Genomic DNA, 17695 nt, shown 5'->3' on the forward strand with positions numbered 1-17695 from the left:
CTGCCAGATCCGAGTTGCGGCGGAGGAGGTGGAAGATCGATCATTGAATCAATCAGCTTGGCGCCAAGTTCGGTCGCCCCTCGAATAGGTTCGCCGAATAACCGCATTCCAGCTGGCGCGCAGCACATAACGTAACTCGCCAACCCGGAGATCGTGTAGAGGGTGTCTTCGTCAAAGTCGTTTGCAACCAGCTGTTTGACAGCTGTGTTGTAGTTTGCCCTCGACCGTTTTGAGAAACTTCTCGATTGCGCGAGGTTCACTCAAATAGGCGTTGGTATTGCCCTCATCGGTGCGACACACCGCTTTGGCGTTAGGCGTGTAATGTTGAGATCACTCTTCCGAAGAGCATACATTAGGCCATCAAGATCGGGCGAGTAGAACCGCTTGAGATGGACTTGGGACACGTAGTGGTCGACGGCCATGGCCTAAATCAGGAATCTCTGGACCTCTTCCACGCTCACAGCGTAGTTACGCCGGTCGTGGAATCGGGTCGTTCCGGTTGATGCGTGGTTAGCCACGTGAGCTGCTTTCTACAGCGACCAGCGGTTTTTGAGACATGCAAAGCCTGGATTTAGGGAAGGGCGGTGACACTCCGCCCGCTGCATACCTGCGGGAAGTCGACGATGGCGCGGTGATAGCCACGGCGGGTATTGGGATTACGAATGTTGGCAGCGAAAAACTCAAGACTGCAATCTTGTTCATCGCATGACCTTATTCCAGTCGATCCGATAACCCGCAGCCTGAAGTTCCCGCGCGAGCGACTGCTTCCAGCCGTTCCCGATGTCCATGGCCTCCCAGACCACCCCGGCGAAATCGCTCGGGATCTCGACCGTCCCGCGTTTGAGCGAGCAAACCCTCTCTCGACCAAGCTTCGCAATGAAATAGCCCAGTTCAAGCAAGACATTCTGACGGGCGCGGGGCTCCAGCGCGCCGCCTTTGGCGCTGCCCACGTCATCCGGCGTGAGGAGCACGACAGCGAATCCAACATCGCTGTTGGCCTCGACCTTTTCGATGACCGTGCGTCCGCGGCTGGCCTGCTCGTGCAAGATGATTGGCTCAAGACCAATCAACGACAGGAACCGCGCCACGGTTTCCCGGGCCTCGCCGTCGTGCCCGTGGACGATGAAGACCTTTTCGCTGATCACCGGCGGGATCTTTGGCGTCGGATTACCTCGCGTCAAGACATACGTCTTGAAGTCGCGCCCGAAGGGAATGAGCAATTGGCGAACCACCGCATGGAGGTTGGCGGTGTGCTTGTTGCCTGCGTAGTAATAGGTGTGACCGAAATCGATCAGCTCGCCTGGGCTGGCTGCAAATTTGCGGATCAACAGGAGTGTGAGGCCCAAAGTTTTCCGGTCATCGACTGGCCAGTCGATTTCCTCGCTGCCGAGCATGCCGCCATCGCTCTCCTGCGAGGTCAGGAATGCTTCTAGGTCAAGATCCTGAACCAGAGGCTCAACGGCATCCTTCAACTCGTCACTGTCGATTAGTTGGCCAAGGCGCTTGATGGGCCGGCTGAAAGATTGGGATGTCGCTGCCTGCAGATCAAGCAGGGCGTTGTCGATCTCCTTGAAAAGGTCCGCTTCGCTCATCAATCGTCTTTCTTGCCCAACCGATGAGCCTGCGCTTTGTCAATGATGGCAGCTCGGAAGCTCGCCTTGGAGGCCTCGATCAGCGGCGCCACGATCGGGTTGCCGGTGTAGGCTCCCATTTTCTGGTCGATCATGCTCTCCATCTCGACGATCGCCGCTTCAATGCTTGCCGGATCCGCCGGGTCGAACTGAACGTTTCCCAGCTGCCCGTCAATTTCGCCCATCGCGTCGCTAGCTTCTTTGAGCTGGCGGGCGAGTTTGTCAAATCCCTGAATCTTCATTGTCCCCTACCTCTCATAAAAGATGCTAGCACCGGCAGTCGAAAGAGGCGAGTTTGTTGAAATGGCTCAATAGGGAGATCCCCGAAATTGATGGGTAATATGAACCGTCTTCTGGGGATAGCGGGACGGTGGTCCCTATGCTTCGTGATACGGTCCAATCGACAACAACAATCCTAGGCGAGAGCGATGACCCCCCAGCAGAAAGCGTTTACGACAAAGGCCATTAGCAACCTGCGAACGATCAACCTGCTCTCATCTGAGCCGCATGGCAGCAGCAGCCTCAGTGAAGCTATGGACGCTGGCGGTATCAGAAGCGGCTTCATTGACTTTGGCGGGGGGAGTGCGACCGGGTTTTCAGGGGAGGGACTAGCAGCTCTCGCAGCATTGGCCAAAAGTTACCGCCCCGAGGGCAGTCGCCGCAGCCAGCAGGCAAGCAGTGCAACGTTGGCTCAATTTCTCTCTGCCTCAATCGTGCGGTTGTGGAAGGATCGAGATGGCGGTATTCCAGGAGAGGCGGACTTTGACGTTCTCGACAGCGCTGTCGTCAGCTGGTTCACGGCACTCTCCCAGTCAAATTTGCACGCCGTTCCCTGTACATTGCCAGATTTTCCTGCGTTGCCGTTTTCGATCGGTCCAGTGCACTTCTACCGTTGGCATGAATTTCCCACTGAGCAGTTCGGCGTCACGAAAGAGGAATTCTGGCCCACGGTTCGGGAAGGCGTTTCTGATCCAGTTTTCGGCGGCGCCCACTTTCGTGACCTTGTCGCAATGGCCATTGATCGACGCGCCACATGGGTGGCTGTGGTCGAACTGTCGGGGCGCGCTGAGAAAGAAGCGATAGCGACCGCCGATATTGCGGTCGATATTGCTCTAGGCGTCCTGCAAATAGCAGCTCCGGGGCTGAATATCCGCAATATCGCCAGAGCGACAGCGCCCATCCCGATTCTGCGGCGTACCGATGTCTGGGCGAGTGAGGGTCTAACGCGACAGGGCTTTAGCAATCTGTCTCCGGCTTTGACCATCCACCCTGAGGTTTTTCATCACGTTATCGCAAACGAGATCGGTCAATCATTGGCTGTAATGGGAAAACGTCTCGGCGAGTACCTTGGTGCCACTACCCTCGTACCGCTCCTCAATGAAGCTTGGTGTAATGCGGTCTATTGGTTCCACGAGGCGATTGCAGAGGCGCTCGATACGGTCGCTGTCCTGAAGCTCGAAACGGCTATCGAGGTCCTATTCAGGGCCGAAGATATGAGCGGCAGCAAGAGTCGCATCAAGCATAGCTTCGATGCACTTTTTGGATTGACGGGATCGGACATATTTCCCGGGAGCGTTCTTACAGTCGACCAGTTCATTCTCAACATCACAACCGCCCGGTCGCGTATTGCCCACGGCACTTGGCCAACCATCAGTACCGATCTGCCTGGTTACAGGCAGCAACAGCCGGTCAGTCGCAACGCGGTCGAGATGGTGGCTGGCACACTACTGGTTCTGATTGCTCACAAGATCGGTGAGTACGTCAAAGCCGGCGAGACGGCCGATGATACGGATGCGTTGTTGAAGTGGGTTAAATCACAGCGGCAACAGGCTGCCCCCTATAACGCACAGTCTGCCGGCACCTGAGCTTTTCCATTTCGAACGTCGGCGTAATTTAACCTTTAAGATCGAGGCCTCAGCAGCGAGCAAGCTTGTTCAATAGAAGGGGAACGTCCAAGGCTAGTCCAACTGTCGAACGGTCTACGTCATCGGCACACACCGCTGGCTTATGGTGCAGCCTACCGTCACCGAAACGGAGGCAGATGACAGAGCGCGATATGCTCCTCTGACCGTTGCTCCTCATGCCGACCTGTCACAAACCTGCCTTGAGGCGGGTTTTAGCAGCTACAGTGAGATAGTCAGGACATTAGAGGCAGCCGCTGTCGTAGATAGGAAGCAAATGAAGCTCCATGACGAATTCGACCTAAGCCCCATGTCGATGACTGTGCTTGAGAACGCCGAAAGGGTGCTGGGCGACGCCAGAATCCTTTTTGACGCTGGCTCCTACGCCACGGCCTGTGCGCTAGCATGCGTCAGTATCGAGGAGGCTGGGAAAGCCTGCCTGATTCTGTGGCGGGACAAGGGGCTTATCAAGCGCGACATCGCGAGAGATGTCAGGGATCATCACGCAAAACACCGGGTGTTTGCAGGATTAAAGGAAGCGCTATCTTTTGTCCCTTTGCTTACTGAGAAGATGGATGCGGACGAACTCACGCGGCGCATTGAGACGGAAGTGCTAGACCCGAACCGCGAGAGCAGTTTTCTCGCGAAGTTGGGCGCCTTCGACGCTTTTAAGCAGTACGGGTTCTATGTTGACGTCGATGATCAAACCCACTTCCAGCCTACGAAGATAATTTACCGCAGAGATGCGAAGTACTTGCTCGCTGAGGCCGCGCAAGCCATCGTGTTGGTCACCGAGGTCCCGGCCGTGCATTTTGTTGCGTGCGGAATGTACCTTGAGGAGGAAGCGCCCAAGCGCGATCCCAAAATGATGCGCGAAATCCGTGAGCTAATGGCATCACGAAAGGTGCGGCCGGCCATCCCGGAAAACCAATCCTAGAAGAACAGCCGCCGCAGGAACTTCTTCAACCGATTCTCCCGCGTAAGGGGCAGCTTGGGCCTCGACAACCACCAAAGCACCAGCGCCAGCAAGGCGGTCAAGACAGTCACAATGTTAGCGGCGTCCTGCATACCGATCCGCCACGATTCCACACTCCACATGGTTGACTCCTATCGAAACCATGCTGAGCAATTTAAACACGATTGCTTAACATTCCCTTCGCGCACCGGCGTTTCTGTTAACTTTTTTTACATGCCTTTAATCACTCATTAATCAACGTAAAGGCTAGTTCTGACAGACACTTAGCGGGTTGTGAGGCAGATAGTGCGCCACTCTTACGTCCGAGCAGTAACAAATATTCCGAAAAACATTTAGTGGTTAACGCCTGTTGGCTGCTCGTTCCGGGCTGATTCGCGGTCAATTCGAAGGCGCTAAGGTATGAGCTCGCTCAAAGCCAAAATGCTGCGGCACAAGCTGGAGGGAAAGCTTGCCCGTGCGGATGACGCCGGATTCCTGCAACTCATGTGGGCCACGGTCATCATGCAGTCGGGCAACCCCGGACCGGCTATGGCCTATATCAAGGCGCCCAAAGACGCCATCACGGATGACCCACGTTCGAAACAGATCATCCGGAAATGGGAAATCGAACACTCATCAATCTCCTCCTGACTTCACCTAAGGCTCCAGCGCACCGATATGCGCACCATGAGCTGAAGAAGGGCATCCACCAGGTTCTGACCATCGACAACTTCGACTCGGTTGGTTCTGTTATCAACCTTCTGAGGGGACTTGAGAATGCCGAGCACGAGGGGGCGTATCTCCAAGGAGAATATCCTTCAGGAGCTAAGCCGTATCGCCCAGCGCCAATTCCATTGGCAGGGAGGAGGTTATTTTCATCCAGAGGCGATCAGACGAACCCTGTTTGTGTACGCACATGAAGAGCCAGAAAGTATTTCGAGGCAAGGAACGGCTTCACCATTGATGACCTGACTTTGATGAGCGTCGGCCTGACCTTCGAATTCATGCTTCAACCGTGGCTGGTCGCGCCGAAGCACGACATTCTTTCCAGCCGCAAGGAAGCACTCGCAAAGGTATTGGGTGCCGTGTCACTGCCAATCCCAGCGGCACGCAAGATAGCCTTGGCACTCCGCAACGAGATGATTGCTGCCACGAAAGGTAACCTGCTGACTGCACACCGGCCGAGTATCTTGCGGCAGCATCCTGTCATCCAGAAGGCCGACGGCGCCTATATCGCCCCCATACCCGAGTTACTCATCCAACGGGCGACCAGCGGCCTGTACTATGATTTCATCGGCGAGGACGCGCAGGGCATACGTCAGCAAGCGGCAAGGCGGTTTGAATTATACGTGCAGGAGCTGATTCCCGCATACCTGCCCGGGCTGCAATGCCTTGACGAGCGGGAGATCGGGACCAAGAAGAGGAAGTTTCTGAGCCCCGATGTCCTGGTGCTAAATGACGAAACGATAACGGTGGTGATCGAATGCAAAGCCACGAAAAACACGTTCTCTGCGCAATTCGCGGCCGACCTAGCCGTGGGCGCCATCCGTGGTATCAATGAGCTTGCCAAGGGCGTCTTTCAGGTGTGGCGATTTTATGCCGCTGTGAGGCAGGGGATTTATACCGAATATGCCGTCGCCGACACCTTGCATGGTATGGTGGTTACCATGGATGACTGGTTGCGGCTTGACACCTACGTGCGGGCAGAGGTCATGAAGGAAGCCCATCGGGTCGCAGACAAATATCCCGAGATAGAGCCCGCCGACCGGCGCCCTGTCGTTTTCACATCGGCCCACCAACTCGCTGAAACTCTTGCACTCACCGACGAGCAAGGCTGGTCCACCGCGCTCAGCCATGCGGCGACCGAGAAGTACCAAGGCTACGACCTCAGTTCGATTCTAGAGGAGGTAGGGGTGTCCGCCGAACGAAAGGCGTTCCCCTTTAACATGGAAGAGGTCATGCCTTGGCAAAAGGAATTGCCCAAATAACGTCATTTTCTTCCCCGCCTTGTGGTAGCGGACGGCGATGACCCAATCCAGCAACCGAGCCTTCGACCTGACGGCGGTGGTCGGCGATTTGCATCCGACTCGGCACAAGGATCTCGTCCGCGCAATAAAGGCGTTCCATGCCGTGGTGTCTGTGGGGCTCGACCTAAAAGATGCTGCCGAATCCATCGCCTTCCTCCAAACAATCGACCTGGAGGTCTCTGACGAGACCTTGGGGCTCGGCAGGGCGCTTCTCGTCCACGCGATCGTCGTCTACTCCCGCGCCACACACACCAAGGCAATAAACAGGTTCAATGTCGGGGTTATGGGGGGCTATGACCAGGCATTGAAAGCAAAACATGCCGAGGTCATAACTCTTCGTGACAAGTGCATTGCCCACTTCGGACCAGGTAAAGATCTCTGGCACGATGAGCGCGTAATCTACGTCGAGAAAGAGACGGAAACGGCCTTCACCTGGTCCATCGCCGGACTAATTTTAGCGCGAAGGTGATAGCCGACCTGCATGACCTCCTGACGACCGCGATCCGCCGAGGGAAAGAACTCGAAAGGGAGCGAGCCATTGATCTCGGCGCCCTAATCACCGTGTCAGCGGTCATCTACAAGGAGCTCCTGTTATAGGTGAGGAGCTCTTGGCGCACGCGCAGAGAACCTCACCGGGTGAAGGTGAAAGTTCCCGACGGGGTGCGCACTTGCAACTGCGTACAGTCGAGACAGGGAACGGGTTAGGGGTTGCCGCGCGCCGCATTGCAGGACTTCCGGCGCACATACTGCTAGTTATGGAGTTGATATAGGGGCGAGAACCATTTCTGACAAGGATCAGGTCGAGCCACCTCTCTTTGTTCCTTCGCTTGCCGGTCCACAGATAGACCTTATGATTGCCTTGACCGCTCGCGTTCGGCTCTTCTCGGAAGCCCTTGGTCAAACGGGTCGGTGAACAGAACGCTATCAAGCCGCATCCGTTGGATAGTCTTTCCCGACGAGCAGTCGCCCGTGTTGTCAAGCTCGATTTGCGTGATATGGCTCTGCCTGACTAGCAGCCAGATTGCCTTCGTTTTGCGGGTGTTCTGACGGACAATCGGCGCCGGTGGAGCAGGGCGCCCTGCCCAACCTGGCGAAGGGCAGGTCGATGAGGTGTTGCCAGTGGTTGATGACCGGCCCTCTGTTTCGGCCGGAGTGCAACGCCCGAAGCTCAGAGTATGGGCGCTCGTAGCCTCAAATGGGCCACGCATGCCTTAGTGGAATGGTGGACGAATGGACCTTGGGAATGAGATCCTTTTTGTTGAGCTTTTCCAGCATCCGAACCACGCTGGCGCTGGCCAGCGGTGAGGAAATGCTAGGCCCAAGCAGGATGCTGTGCAGGATTTCGGAGAAGCTGAATTGCGGGATCGCCCCGTCGAGTGGGGCAATCTTCAGCTTCAATTTAGGCTCAACGCCGCGCGACCCAACGATGTAGTCAAACTTATCAGCCAGCACCTGCTCCTTATCTCGATCCGGCATGTAAATAAGCCGCCACTCATGCTCCTCGAGGAACCCGATATGCTTTGTCGATAGCGCAAATCCCAGGATTACGTTGAACAGCCAATAGGCCGGGATGTAGAGCATTGGTTGGGGTATCTCAGCCTGTGCGACGATTGCGCACCAGTCCGCGACTTTGCGCTCCAGCCATTGCAGACGGTCGGTCGTCGAAGCGTAGCGCACGGGCGTCAAGACAAGCGGCGAGTCTTCCATGATTATCTTAATGGCACCAGTATCGAATACGACCGCCGCGCCGGACCCGTTGTTTGCATATGCCCGCCACATTGAAAGAATGCCGTCGGTATCATCGGCGGCATGCATCGACAGACACAGAACGTAGACGTTCAGCGCATGCTTGCTCTCGTATTCGCTGTAGTAGGTATTAAAGGCGGCACGCAGCTGTGCCGCAGTTGCACTATTAAGCCGGCATGCTTTCTCAAGGTCGGTTTGGTCGAAGAATGCCTTGCCCCGCGTCAGCCCGAAGCGCATCTCATCCAGGTCGTTCATGAATAGGGGATTGGAGAGCCATAGCTCCTCATTCTTCAGGATTTTTTCGAGGGTCTCCACAGACGTATAGTGCGCAAGTAGCGGCCTCTCGCCCTTCATCCAAGAATCATTCTGCTGAAATCCCGAATAGAGCGAAGTGAACCTTTCAGAGACCTCTTCAGCGGTAGGGCTTTGCTCGACTACGGGCGGTTGCGCTGTGTCCGGTTTTTCGATTTCCTGCGACATCAAGGATCCCAAACGGCTTTGCCAAAGTTAGAGCACAGCAGAAAGCGCGAGTTATCCGAGTTTGGCAACCTTGTTCGGAGTCACGTTCTCCCGCCACATCTCCCAGTCACTGCCTTTGCCGCGATCGAGCGCGTAATATGTCTCGCCGCCAAACTCCTGCGCCATCCGCTCCGCCTGAACGGCTCGTTGACCGGAAGGCCAAATACTCTTTGTCGTCGCGCTAGATGAAGGCGTGCCGCTCGGCGCAGTTCATCTCATGAGCGCGGCTATAGGCCGGGTCATAGTTTTTCTCGCAGCAAATCTCCCACGGAATGACGGCGTGGTACGGGTAGGAGTGGTCAAGGTTGCTGTCTGAATTGATGCCTTTGTGTCGGGCTGACATGGTCGTCTCGCAAAAGAGGTAGGAGTATGCTCCTGTTTTGTTTTCCCAAGAGTCAAGGCCACCGCCGCGACGGCTTATATCAAGTCGGAAAGCTGCTACCGAGCGCGGCTTCTGCTGACCCATCGGCGCAATCTGAAGGCCAAGTTTCTCGACCTGGAGAACGCCATCCGGCACTCGCTGAAGTCATTCGGCATCCGCCTGGGCAAGGTCGGACGCGGCGCTTACGAGCAGGCGGTTCGCCAGGCTGTGGCCGACGATCCGCTGTCGGCCGAACTGATGGACGCCATGCTGTCGGCGCGCGCGGCGCTGTGGAAGCAGTACTGCCGGCTGCACGATCTCGTCGTGAAAATGGTGACGCGCAGCGAGCTGTGTCGACGCTTGATGGCGATCCCCGGCGTCGGCCCGGTGACGGCGCTCTCGTTCATGACGGCAATCGACGATCCCACACGCTTCCGCCGCTCACGCGACGTCGCGGCCTACTTCGGGCTGACCTCGCTGCGCTGGCAGTCGGGCTCTTCGATCGACGTTCAGGGCCGCATCTCGAAGGCTGGCGACGCGGACGTGCGGCGCGCGCTCTACGAGGCGGCGTCGGGACTGATGACGCGCTTCAAGGAAAGGGACAAGGTCAAGAGTTGGGGCCGGGAGATCGCCAAACGCTCCTGCCGCCGCAAGGCCCGTGTCGCTGTGGCGCGCAAGCTGGCGGTGATCATGCACGCCATGTGGAGCGACGGCACGTTCTATGTCGGCGACGCGGCCATGAGTGACACCGACGCCGCGCAACGCGCCCACATCAAGGATCGACGCCTGCTCAGAGCACATCGATGAGCGGCGCGACGGCGGTTGAAACGCATAGCGCCCGCACGTTGACGGACGCTACCTGACACAAGGAGATCCGCCCCGGCGGATGAGAACCGATGCAGACCAGGAACGACGGAACGCACGTTATCTTGCCTGCGGCCGCGCCGACGAAGAGACGGCCGGACCGCGCTCGATTGCCTGTGACGATGCTCCGTCAGTCCGATGGAAAAGTGCGCCACGACGGTTCGAGCGCTGCAACAATGCAGCCGAACCACACCGTCGCAGAGCGCGGAAGATTGCACGGCGCATCGGAACTCGACGTTCAAAAGCGGAACGTAGCGCAGAGGATAGAGTCGTGTATTATCGTAGGCGAAAGGAGGAACGATGATGGCTGCAAAGTATCGCAAAGCACAACCGATTAAGATGGCAAGATAAAAGGACGCACATTGTGCCGCATTCGGTTGGTTGTATTTGCAATGAGTTACGATGCGGTTTTTGCAATGTGCGGGGGTTTACCGCACATTGCGAGAAGCGCGATTTCGCGGTGATTCCCGCGTCTTAATGCAGTGTGGCCGAGGACCGGCAGGACGAGACCACCGCGGCACTGATCCGGGTGATGGCCGTGGCGGGCTGCCGGCGCAGCGAAGTCATCAGTCTGCGTTGCGGCGAAGTGCCGACTGTCAGCCGTCACACGTCAGATCGGGTACGGCGCGATGGTGGTGTCGCATGGCCAGGATGACGGGTGTTGCCACGAGTTCAAGCAGTGTCTGGCTGGCAAGCCAGGACCCGACTTCAGAATAGGCGCGCTGCCAGCGCCATCGCATACGACAGCCGTCAGAACCTGACCTTCGGGGCCGTCGAAAAGGCTATGGACGGCACCTCCGCCCAGCCCGCCGGAGACTGGTGCGCGACCGTCTGGCCGACTTGCGACTGGGAAACGCTTGATAGGAAGGCCGAGAGGAAAACAACTCACGGAAGTTAGCCCATCTAGCTCAAGGCTGCCGGGTCGATAGCTTGGCGAGGATATCCATGTTGGCGCCTTCAACGCCGACCGCGAAGAACGGAAAGGCCTTTGCCGCCTCACCCGCCTTGATCGCCTGTTCGGCCGCCGCCACGCTTTCAGTCGGCGCTCCGTCCGTGATTAGGAACACCCAAGGGGGTAATAGGAGATGCCGTTGGCCTTGTTTGCGGCGCCGGAGCATTTCCAAGCCATGATCGATCGCCGCGCCTTGGCCGCCCCTTCTTAGGCCTTGACGCACACGACCCGGTCCCATTTCCCCCATTAGGATTGCAGCCGGTTGCCTGCCCGCCGTAGAACCCTTGCGACGGGTTCTTTCGCTGTTTGCCGGCCGCTTAGAAAGTTCTGATGGCCGCCCACTCGGCCATGATCACGGGCGCCTCTATCTGCGTGCGACGTATCAACCGTCGCCCAACTCGTGAATGACCGGTTGCATGTGGCTGGGCGTGACATCGACTGTCGCCAACGTGATCGGCAGCTTGAAGCGCCGCCGGCCGGCGCTGCCAGGATTTAAGTAGAGCACCCCATCAACGGTCTCGATCATCGGCACGTGAGAGTGGCCCGAGATTACCATGTCGATGCCAAGCGCCGCGGGCGAGATCTGCAGCGTCTTTAGGTCGTGAAGCACATAGATGGTTCGCCCCGCAAGCCGCACGTGCTCAGTGTCAGCGTATTGCGCGGCCCAGCTTCCGGTGTCCACGTTTCCTCTGATGGCGGTAACCGGCGCAATCCTGCGAAGCGCGGCGATGATCTCCGGCCCGCCTATATCTCCGCCGTGAATGATGTGATCGACACCGGCCAGGCGACGCTCTGCCTCAGGGCTCAACAAGCCGTGCGTGTCCGAAATGATGCCGATCCTGAATATCATCATTTGAGCCATGGGACCCAAGGTGTTTGTGATCAGAAACAATCGATGTAAAGGCGCGTCCCCATAAATCTGGTACGCGCGCGCGGAGATCTCCGGGTCCGATGGCTCGCCGCTCAATTAGCCAAAATGTTGGCTGACCCGCCGGATTTCACGCGATTGGCGAGCGGGCCCACTCGATCCGCTCGGGCGCCGGACGTTCCCTTTCTTCGCCCCAGAGTTAGCACGACTGACCACTCTCAGGCAGCTGGATTATCGTTATGACTTCAACGCTCGAGCTTCAGGTTCGCGCCCAAAAGTTCACCGACCAGGTGCTCCAGACGCTACTCGCGACTCCGCGCTCGCTCCCGGACCACTACCTCGGGATGCAGCTACAGGGGTGCGCTATCGCGGCGCGAGCCTCCGTCGCGAGGTGACCGCGTCCTACCGCCTACTGCATGTTAATGCCGGCCACGACCAAGGTCGTAGCAATGGCTTCGTTAGGTAATCCTCGGGCTGTTGCGCTTGGCCAGAAACCGGCTAAGAGAGTTAGGCATTTGTTGCGAGGATCGGAGATATGCATGCCGGAAGAGATTGAGAACAGCCGAAGCCAGTTGATCGAACTCACTGCCGATATAGTGTCCGCGTACGTCAGCAACAATGCGGTGCCGGTTGCGTCTCTCTCGGATCTGATCGCGAACGTGAACTTCTCGCTTTCGAAGATCGGAGGATCGGCCGAACCAGAAACGCCGGCCCAGGCGCCCGCGGTCAATCCGAAGCGATCGGTTTTCCCTGACTACATCATCTGCCTCGAGGACGGGAATAAGTTCAAATCTCTGAAGCGTCATCTCAGCGTGCACTACGGCCTGACGCCTGACGAGTACCGGGCCAAGTGGGGCTTGGCGCGCGACTATCCAATGACGGCGCCAAATTATGCCGCCCAACGGTCAGAATTGGCCAAAGCGAGCGGACTCGGTCGAAAAACGGGAGCAACGCGCGTTGCTAAACAGACCAGAAGGCGAATGCAAAAAGCCTAAAAGCCAAGGTCCGCTCACTGTAAATTGCAATGCACTCATCAAGTCTATTTTCGGAAGCGACGCCTCCTATCGTGATCGTCAACACTGCTCACTCGGGCAGTCGACTTCTCACTAGCATTTTGGTGGACGCTGGCGTCTACATGGGCAGTAACGTCAGTGGCTCACTAGACTGCCTGGAGATGGTGCCATTGGTTGAGCACGCCATTCTATTTTCGAGAAGCGGCGTGCCTACAGGGAACGAACTTCGCGACCCGGAAAGCCGGCGCCTGGCGAAATGTCATATCGGCAAACACCTGCAGAACATTGGCCAAGCGGAGCGGTGGGGATGGAAGCTGTGCGAGACGCTTCTCATTGTTCCTTTGATAAAGGCCTATTTTCCGCAAGCGAAATTCGTTCACCTGATCAGGGATGGTCGTGATGTGGCGTTGAGCCCTTTCGTGGCGCCTAAGGCGCCATTGTGGCGAAAAGTCTATTTCGGCAGTTCCGAACTTTCGTCGTGGCACGGATTTCCGATGACGCAACGAGCATACCGAGCCCATGGCATGCTCTTCAATGCGCACAGGTGGAGGTATCACGTCGACCTCGCCAGAGGGTTTTCTCGATGGCTTGGCGACCATTATATCGAGGTAAAATACGAAGACCTTGTTCTTAATTGCGATGTCACTCTCGACAGGCTCTTTTCCCGCTTGAACTTGCCAGAGGCTCCGCCCAAGAAGCCGCGGCTCTCAGCGAAGTCGATTGGAAAATGGCGTCGATTATCGTCGACTGATCTCGACTCTTTGGCCGCCATAATGGAGCCTACACTGGCCGATCTCGGATACACACAACGCTGTGCGATCCCTCCGGCGCGACGTGCGACGTTGTTCGAGAAGCTTGCGTATGGTCGGTATTTTTGAAGATGGTTTCGTGGGCCGTCCGCTACTCATCCCGCCAAATCACCCGCCTCTCCCATCGGATTTCTACCAGGCGCCGAAAGCGGATCGTATGGGCCTGCTCGCCGGTCGCGTGGAATAGCTGCGCGCTCATCCACTCCCGGCTGCCGCACTTCTGACAGCGCGCCTTGTCCCTCACCTCATCGATCGTGACGTTGCCGATCACCTCCCGTAACTCGAGCGGCTTATAGTAGCGCGTGATATTGCAGCGGGCGCAGCGGATTCCCGCCACCTGCCCGGCGTCGTGAGCATGCGTCAGGGTCCATGCGGCGCCTCTCGGCCATTTTTGCGGTTGTTCAGGCATGCCCGTGAAATGAGGAACATATTCCTGCCTGGTCAAGAGGCTCTTGACTCCAACGTTCTCATTTTGTTCACTGATGCGCTGACAGCCACAGGAGGGCCGGTCATGGACATTATGATGGACGCCAGGGGAGCCACCCCTGAAGAAAAACAGCGCGGTCTCGCCGCCGCTCGGGCCGTTATCGAGCAATCTGGCTTGACGGCCGAGGAAGCGGCGGAAGGCTCATTCGCAGTCGAAGGCTGGGATGACATGGGTTTCCCGCCTGATCAAGAGCCATCGGAAGACGAGTATGCCGCCGCTGAGATTTGGTGGGCGGCCAGCAATGCCGCTATCAAGGCGTGTTGCGAAGGGTGGCCGGACGAGAAGCGCATGCAGGTCAGTGGCCTGCAGTTGCTGCATAATCCGGATGTGCAACTCGCCGACCGCACCACTGCACTCCGCCGGATGCGGGCCATCATCCAGGCCGAAGACGGCAAGCACGAATATCATGACGACAGGGTCTTCTTGCTTGCTCTCGCCGCCACTGCTGAGGTTCCGGATAGTTCGGAAGCGCAGCAACTCGTCAGCGCCGTAACGGTTGCCTATACGTCTCTGTCGCTCGCAGGGTTCCACCCAAATGAGCCTATCGAGCCAAAGCGCCAGGCAGTGCTCGACGCGATCGACGCTCTTGAAGCGGGATCAGCGCCGCTCAATTGAGAAAGGCCAATTGGATGTCCACGCGCGTCCTTCCAGAGCAGAAAAAGCCGAAGTTGATTGTCGTGGTCGCATTCGACCGCGGCGACGACGGCGAGCTGTTTCCGATGTACGGCCCGGCCGATCAGCAAAGTGAAGAGCGGGCGATCCGAACCGCCAAAGCACTGGCTGGCAAACACGCTGGTGTCATCGCTTGGAGCCGGGATGCCGATCCGGCGCTCGGGGACTACGGGCCGCCGAACACGCTGTTTGTGAGCGGCGACGTGCCTGACATGGGATGAGCAGCGCCAATGTGCGGACGCTACACCCGATATCTGCCGTGGTCCGAAATCCACCGCCTCTATAGGCTGACGGCGCCGGCTGACATCGGCCGCAACGACGTGCCTCGCTACAACATCGCGCCGACCGACGATGTGCCTTTCATCACCGCCGCAGATGATGGCAACCATAAGGTTCGCTCGGGCCGCTGGTGGCTGGTGCCGTTCTGGGCGAAGGAAATGCCCAAGGCGCCGATGTTCAATGCGCGCATCGAGACTGTCGACACCACCCCGGCCTTTCGAGATGCGTTCAAGTCTAAACGCTGCCTGATCCCTGCCGATGGTTTCTACGAATGGACTATCAGCCCGGCCGATCGCGGCAAGGACCCCTGGCACATCTTCATGCCAGGCCATGCCCCGTTCTCCTTCGCGGGGCTTTGGGCCTGCAACAAGGCGCTGGATATCATGAGCTGCACGATCATCACCGAGCCCTCCGGCGAGCCGATGCGCCAGCTTCATGACAGACAGCCGCTGATCCTCGATCCAGCCTACTACGACGCCTGGCTAAATGCGGAGACGCCGGCAAGCGACCTTAAGGACGTGCTGTCCCACGACATTGACGGGCAGCTTCAATTCAACCGCGTCGGACGCGAGGTGAATTCAGCAGCGATTAACAAGCAGCCCAACGACCATTCCGGCCTCGTGGGACCCATCAATCCGCTATGAGCGACGAAATCAGACTTCCACGCCCCGAATACGCTACGCCGGCTGGCGTCCAGCACCACGTTTGCGAGCACGACGGCTGCAGCAAAGACGCCGGTTGGGGCTTTGCCAAGCCGAAGCAGGCGCCGCACTGGTTTTGCTTTGAGCATAGGGCTGAAGGCGAGCACTTCCTGTAGGAACTTGACCGATGTCCCGTCATCAATTCGTGCACGAACTGGAAAGCACCGCCGACCACATCGCAGACGCTTCTCGGGCCGATCTACAGGTGCTGTTGCGTCGGGCCGCGCTGCTGATCAGAAACGCCGGTGGGGTCTGCCTTGATCCCCGCACCGACGACGCGCTGACCAGCCTGGCGGCCGAGATGGGCACTGCCAAGCCGGATCTGGTAGAAACGATCGTCGGCGAATGGCTCGTCGCCAACGCTTATCTGCCGGTGCCGCGACAGTTGGACGAAGAGAGCACGGTGGACGGCAACGGATGATCAGCGGACCGAGGCGCGAAGGCGACTACCCCGACCGAGAGGTAGACTGCCAGGAAGCAATGGAGCCCGGTTTTCAGGCAATTGTGGACTGCATGCTTGAAGCAGGGTGGGCGCGCGGCGAAGTGCTGCGCTCGCTGCGTCGGCTGATTGCGGCCGACAATTTGATCCAGAAGGAAAACGCCAAGGTCGAGGCAGAGCTTGCCATTGCTCGGGCGATGATCCGGGCCGGCAGGCAACTTTGATGGAAATGGCAGTTCCGATCTACATAGGCGCGATCGGCTAGCCCCCGGCCATTTCCCCCTCAGTGCTTTTTCGGCTGCGGCGTGATTTCATCGATTGGCACCTTGCCACCAAGCTCCTTTGCAGGCGGCGGCGCGTTCGGGTTTGAGCAAGCAGGGTTTGACGATTCACACGGGGAAGGCCTATCGCCCACGCCGCCGTAACGTTCCACGAGTTTTGCGAATCCGTAGGCGAAGGCGAAGAGAAGCGCCAGGACAACCGCTATTCGGACTGCCATACAGAATTCTAGCAGCATCTCGCGCCGGATTTGACCAGCTACAGGTAGAATGGAGCTTCTGCGATTGTCCGCTGATGCGATCGGCGATCAATTCTCTTCGCGAAAATCCGAAGCGAGGCATCCAGTCGCCGCCCTTTGGGCGGCTGATCGACTAACTCCGGTTCCATCGGACGAATGAAAGACAGCCGGACCGAGAACCAAACCACTCGAATTTGATTCAAATATCGCACGGTCATTTCAGTTCCGTTAGCAGAAGCTAATGGGAACGTTCGCTGCTTGGAACATTCGTTGCCCGCTGCTGTTCTCCCTCACGACGAGGAGGAACAGCCATGGCGGACGACAAGAGCAAGCGCGGTGCGCGTGACCGCGACCGGGTGTCGGCGGATGAGGATTATGAGGTTCGCCACTTCGCCAACAAGGTGGGCCTGACGGTTCAACAGGTTCGAGATCTGATCAAGCAACATGGCAACGATCGGAGGACGCTGGAACGCGAGGCGGAGAAGCTTCGAGGATGAAGATTTCAGAGCTTGGCCGCCCTATTGTCGGACGGCGCCATGACGGCGAGCCGGCCCGGGAGTCCGATCACTTCCTCGTATGCCCCACCTGCGGCCAAGCCATTGACTTGCGTGATTTGCGGCAGGTGATTTGGCACCAGAGGCCAGCCCACGAGCCCCTTGAACTAGACAGCTAGTCCGGAATGCGTCGATAGCGGAAGTGATTGCGAATGTGGTCGTTGAAAAAGCGGCCTTTGACAAACGCCGACCGGAACGCGGTGTAAGTCTCCGGAGGAACCCCCTCAAAATCGTAACGCTGGCCGCTGGCCACAAACCAGACGGACAAGATCCTGCTTGCCGGATCGTATTCGGTTTTCCTGATCGAGGTGGATGGCATGGCGCACCCGCTGGTTTGCAAATCGCAAACGATCGGAACGCAGCTTTTGTTTCAGCACGATGGTAACCGCCCATCTGGCGC

General features: G+C 57.8%; 20 protein-coding genes and 1 pseudogene. 14 read left to right on the forward strand and 7 right to left on the reverse strand.

The window, feature by feature from the left end; translation table 11 throughout:
• Positions 1–698 precede the first annotated feature (698 nt).
• Both LB529_RS16925 and LB529_RS16930 read right to left on the reverse strand, forming a co-directional pair.
• The gene (locus LB529_RS16925) at positions 699–1592 is read right to left on the reverse strand and encodes a TIR domain-containing protein (RefSeq protein ID WP_224711726.1); all 894 of its coding nucleotides are present in this window, start codon (positions 1590–1592) and stop codon (positions 699–701) included.
• The gene (locus LB529_RS16930; protein WP_224711727.1) at positions 1592–1873 is read right to left on the reverse strand and encodes a hypothetical protein; all 282 of its coding nucleotides are present in this window, start codon (positions 1871–1873) and stop codon (positions 1592–1594) included. Before LB529_RS16930 ends, LB529_RS16925 begins: the two co-directional genes overlap by 1 nt.
• Before the next feature lie 186 nt (positions 1874–2059).
• Between LB529_RS16930 and LB529_RS16935 the strand changes: the two genes are divergently transcribed.
• The 5 genes from LB529_RS16935 to LB529_RS16955 all read left to right on the forward strand — a co-directional run bounded on the left by LB529_RS16935 (position 2060) and on the right by LB529_RS16955 (position 6983).
• A complete protein-coding gene (locus tag LB529_RS16935; RefSeq protein ID WP_224711728.1) occupies positions 2060–3496 on the forward strand; it encodes a hypothetical protein in 1437 nt (478 codons plus the stop codon).
• A gap of 313 nt (positions 3497–3809) precedes the next feature.
• The gene (locus LB529_RS16940; RefSeq protein WP_224711729.1) at positions 3810–4469 is read left to right on the forward strand and encodes an AbiV family abortive infection protein; all 660 of its coding nucleotides are present in this window, start codon (positions 3810–3812) and stop codon (positions 4467–4469) included.
• A gap of 438 nt (positions 4470–4907) precedes the next feature.
• On the forward strand, positions 4908–5138 hold the full coding sequence (locus tag LB529_RS16945) for a hypothetical protein (RefSeq protein WP_224711730.1): 231 nt from the start codon (positions 4908–4910) through the stop codon (positions 5136–5138).
• Between the two features lie 326 nt (positions 5139–5464).
• The gene (locus tag LB529_RS16950; protein WP_224711731.1) at positions 5465–6475 is read left to right on the forward strand and encodes a hypothetical protein; all 1011 of its coding nucleotides are present in this window, start codon (positions 5465–5467) and stop codon (positions 6473–6475) included.
• A 37-nt stretch (positions 6476–6512) separates the two neighbouring features.
• On the forward strand, positions 6513–6983 hold the full coding sequence (locus tag LB529_RS16955) for a hypothetical protein (protein WP_224711732.1): 471 nt from the start codon (positions 6513–6515) through the stop codon (positions 6981–6983).
• 722 nt (positions 6984–7705) lie between these two features.
• Here the strand turns inward: LB529_RS16955 and LB529_RS16960 are convergent.
• On the reverse strand, positions 7706–8740 hold the full coding sequence (locus tag LB529_RS16960) for a DUF2971 domain-containing protein (protein WP_224711733.1): 1035 nt from the start codon (positions 8738–8740) through the stop codon (positions 7706–7708).
• A gap of 451 nt (positions 8741–9191) precedes the next feature.
• On the opposite strand from LB529_RS16960, the pseudogene LB529_RS16965 reads away from it, so the two are divergent.
• A pseudogene (locus LB529_RS16965) lies at positions 9192–9947 on the forward strand (IS110 family transposase); the annotation flags it as partial.
• Between the two features lie 965 nt (positions 9948–10912).
• On the opposite strand, the gene LB529_RS29015 reads toward LB529_RS16965, so the two are convergent.
• Both LB529_RS29015 and LB529_RS16970 read right to left on the reverse strand, forming a co-directional pair.
• Complete coding sequence (locus tag LB529_RS29015) at positions 10913–11035, reverse strand: hypothetical protein (RefSeq protein ID WP_263481824.1); 123 nt, start codon at positions 11033–11035, stop codon at positions 10913–10915.
• A 303-nt stretch (positions 11036–11338) separates the two neighbouring features.
• Positions 11339–11806: a metallophosphoesterase family protein gene (locus LB529_RS16970; protein WP_224711734.1), complete on the reverse strand. Its 468-nt coding sequence runs from the start codon at positions 11804–11806 to the stop codon at positions 11339–11341.
• A gap of 557 nt (positions 11807–12363) precedes the next feature.
• On the opposite strand from LB529_RS16970, the gene LB529_RS16975 reads away from it, so the two are divergent.
• Positions 12364–12819: a MucR family transcriptional regulator gene (locus tag LB529_RS16975; protein WP_224516822.1), complete on the forward strand. Its 456-nt coding sequence runs from the start codon at positions 12364–12366 to the stop codon at positions 12817–12819.
• Positions 12820–12848: 29 nt separating this feature from the next.
• On the forward strand, positions 12849–13715 hold the full coding sequence (locus tag LB529_RS16980; protein WP_411962522.1) for a sulfotransferase family protein: 867 nt from the start codon (positions 12849–12851) through the stop codon (positions 13713–13715).
• Positions 13716–13737: 22 nt separating this feature from the next.
• Here LB529_RS16980 and LB529_RS16985 read toward each other — a convergent pair whose 3' ends face one another.
• Positions 13738–14091: a hypothetical protein gene (locus LB529_RS16985; RefSeq protein ID WP_224711736.1), complete on the reverse strand. Its 354-nt coding sequence runs from the start codon at positions 14089–14091 to the stop codon at positions 13738–13740.
• A gap of 66 nt (positions 14092–14157) precedes the next feature.
• On the opposite strand from LB529_RS16985, the gene LB529_RS16990 reads away from it, so the two are divergent.
• The 6 genes from LB529_RS16990 to LB529_RS17015 all read left to right on the forward strand — a co-directional run bounded on the left by LB529_RS16990 (position 14158) and on the right by LB529_RS17015 (position 17238).
• Positions 14158–14748 (forward strand): hypothetical protein, encoded by a 591-nt coding sequence (locus tag LB529_RS16990; RefSeq protein ID WP_224711737.1) that lies wholly within the window; start codon positions 14158–14160, stop codon positions 14746–14748.
• Positions 14749–14762: 14 nt separating this feature from the next.
• The gene (locus LB529_RS16995; RefSeq protein ID WP_224711738.1) at positions 14763–15026 is read left to right on the forward strand and encodes a hypothetical protein; all 264 of its coding nucleotides are present in this window, start codon (positions 14763–14765) and stop codon (positions 15024–15026) included.
• Between the two features lie 9 nt (positions 15027–15035).
• Complete coding sequence (locus tag LB529_RS17000; RefSeq protein ID WP_224711739.1) at positions 15036–15728, forward strand: SOS response-associated peptidase; 693 nt, start codon at positions 15036–15038, stop codon at positions 15726–15728.
• 184 nt (positions 15729–15912) lie between these two features.
• Positions 15913–16206 (forward strand): hypothetical protein, encoded by a 294-nt coding sequence (locus tag LB529_RS17005; protein WP_224711740.1) that lies wholly within the window; start codon positions 15913–15915, stop codon positions 16204–16206.
• Entirely contained in the window at positions 16203–16448 is a 246-nt protein-coding gene (locus LB529_RS17010; RefSeq protein WP_224711741.1) for a hypothetical protein, read from the forward strand. Before LB529_RS17005 ends, LB529_RS17010 begins: the two co-directional genes overlap by 4 nt.
• A 604-nt stretch (positions 16449–17052) precedes the next feature.
• Positions 17053–17238, forward strand: coding sequence for a DUF3606 domain-containing protein (locus tag LB529_RS17015; RefSeq protein WP_224589517.1), 186 nt, complete (start codon positions 17053–17055; stop codon positions 17236–17238).
• A 172-nt stretch (positions 17239–17410) separates the two neighbouring features.
• On the opposite strand, the gene LB529_RS17020 is transcribed toward LB529_RS17015, so the two are convergent.
• Entirely contained in the window at positions 17411–17614 is a 204-nt protein-coding gene (locus LB529_RS17020) for a KTSC domain-containing protein (RefSeq protein WP_224609194.1), read from the reverse strand.
• Between the last annotated feature and the right edge of the window lie 81 nt (positions 17615–17695).

Origin of the sequence: Mesorhizobium sp. CA5 (genome assembly GCF_020165105.1) — a bacterium.
Taxonomy (GTDB): Bacteria; Pseudomonadota; Alphaproteobacteria; order Rhizobiales; family Rhizobiaceae; genus Mesorhizobium.

Excerpts from the sequence above, each read along its gene's own strand:
- LB529_RS16975 (WP_224516822.1), top strand. The coding sequence starts at position 12,364 with ATGCCGGAAGAGATTGAGAACAGCCGAAGCCAGTTGATCGAACTCACT.
- LB529_RS16930 (WP_224711727.1), bottom strand. The coding sequence starts at position 1,873 with ATGAAGATTCAGGGATTTGACAAACTCGCCCGCCAGCTCAAAGAAGCT.
- LB529_RS17010 (WP_224711741.1), top strand. The coding sequence starts at position 16,203 with ATGATCAGCGGACCGAGGCGCGAAGGCGACTACCCCGACCGAGAGGTA.
- LB529_RS17020 (WP_224609194.1), bottom strand. The coding sequence starts at position 17,614 with ATGCCATCCACCTCGATCAGGAAAACCGAATACGATCCGGCAAGCAGG.
- LB529_RS16955 (WP_224711732.1), top strand. The coding sequence starts at position 6,513 with ATGACCCAATCCAGCAACCGAGCCTTCGACCTGACGGCGGTGGTCGGC.
- LB529_RS16970 (WP_224711734.1), bottom strand. The coding sequence starts at position 11,806 with ATGATATTCAGGATCGGCATCATTTCGGACACGCACGGCTTGTTGAGC.
- LB529_RS17005 (WP_224711740.1), top strand. The coding sequence starts at position 15,913 with ATGTCCCGTCATCAATTCGTGCACGAACTGGAAAGCACCGCCGACCAC.
- LB529_RS16990 (WP_224711737.1), top strand. The coding sequence starts at position 14,158 with ATGGACATTATGATGGACGCCAGGGGAGCCACCCCTGAAGAAAAACAG.
- LB529_RS16935 (WP_224711728.1), top strand. The coding sequence starts at position 2,060 with ATGACCCCCCAGCAGAAAGCGTTTACGACAAAGGCCATTAGCAACCTG.
- LB529_RS17000 (WP_224711739.1), top strand. The coding sequence starts at position 15,036 with ATGTGCGGACGCTACACCCGATATCTGCCGTGGTCCGAAATCCACCGC.
- LB529_RS17015 (WP_224589517.1), top strand. The coding sequence starts at position 17,053 with ATGGCGGACGACAAGAGCAAGCGCGGTGCGCGTGACCGCGACCGGGTG.
- LB529_RS16960 (WP_224711733.1), bottom strand. The coding sequence starts at position 8,740 with ATGTCGCAGGAAATCGAAAAACCGGACACAGCGCAACCGCCCGTAGTC.
- LB529_RS16950 (WP_224711731.1), top strand. The coding sequence starts at position 5,465 with ATGAGCGTCGGCCTGACCTTCGAATTCATGCTTCAACCGTGGCTGGTC.
- LB529_RS16940 (WP_224711729.1), top strand. The coding sequence starts at position 3,810 with ATGAAGCTCCATGACGAATTCGACCTAAGCCCCATGTCGATGACTGTG.
- LB529_RS16945 (WP_224711730.1), top strand. The coding sequence starts at position 4,908 with ATGAGCTCGCTCAAAGCCAAAATGCTGCGGCACAAGCTGGAGGGAAAG.
- LB529_RS16925 (WP_224711726.1), bottom strand. The coding sequence starts at position 1,592 with ATGAGCGAAGCGGACCTTTTCAAGGAGATCGACAACGCCCTGCTTGAT.
- LB529_RS16980 (WP_411962522.1), top strand. The coding sequence starts at position 12,849 with ATGCACTCATCAAGTCTATTTTCGGAAGCGACGCCTCCTATCGTGATC.
- LB529_RS16995 (WP_224711738.1), top strand. The coding sequence starts at position 14,763 with ATGTCCACGCGCGTCCTTCCAGAGCAGAAAAAGCCGAAGTTGATTGTC.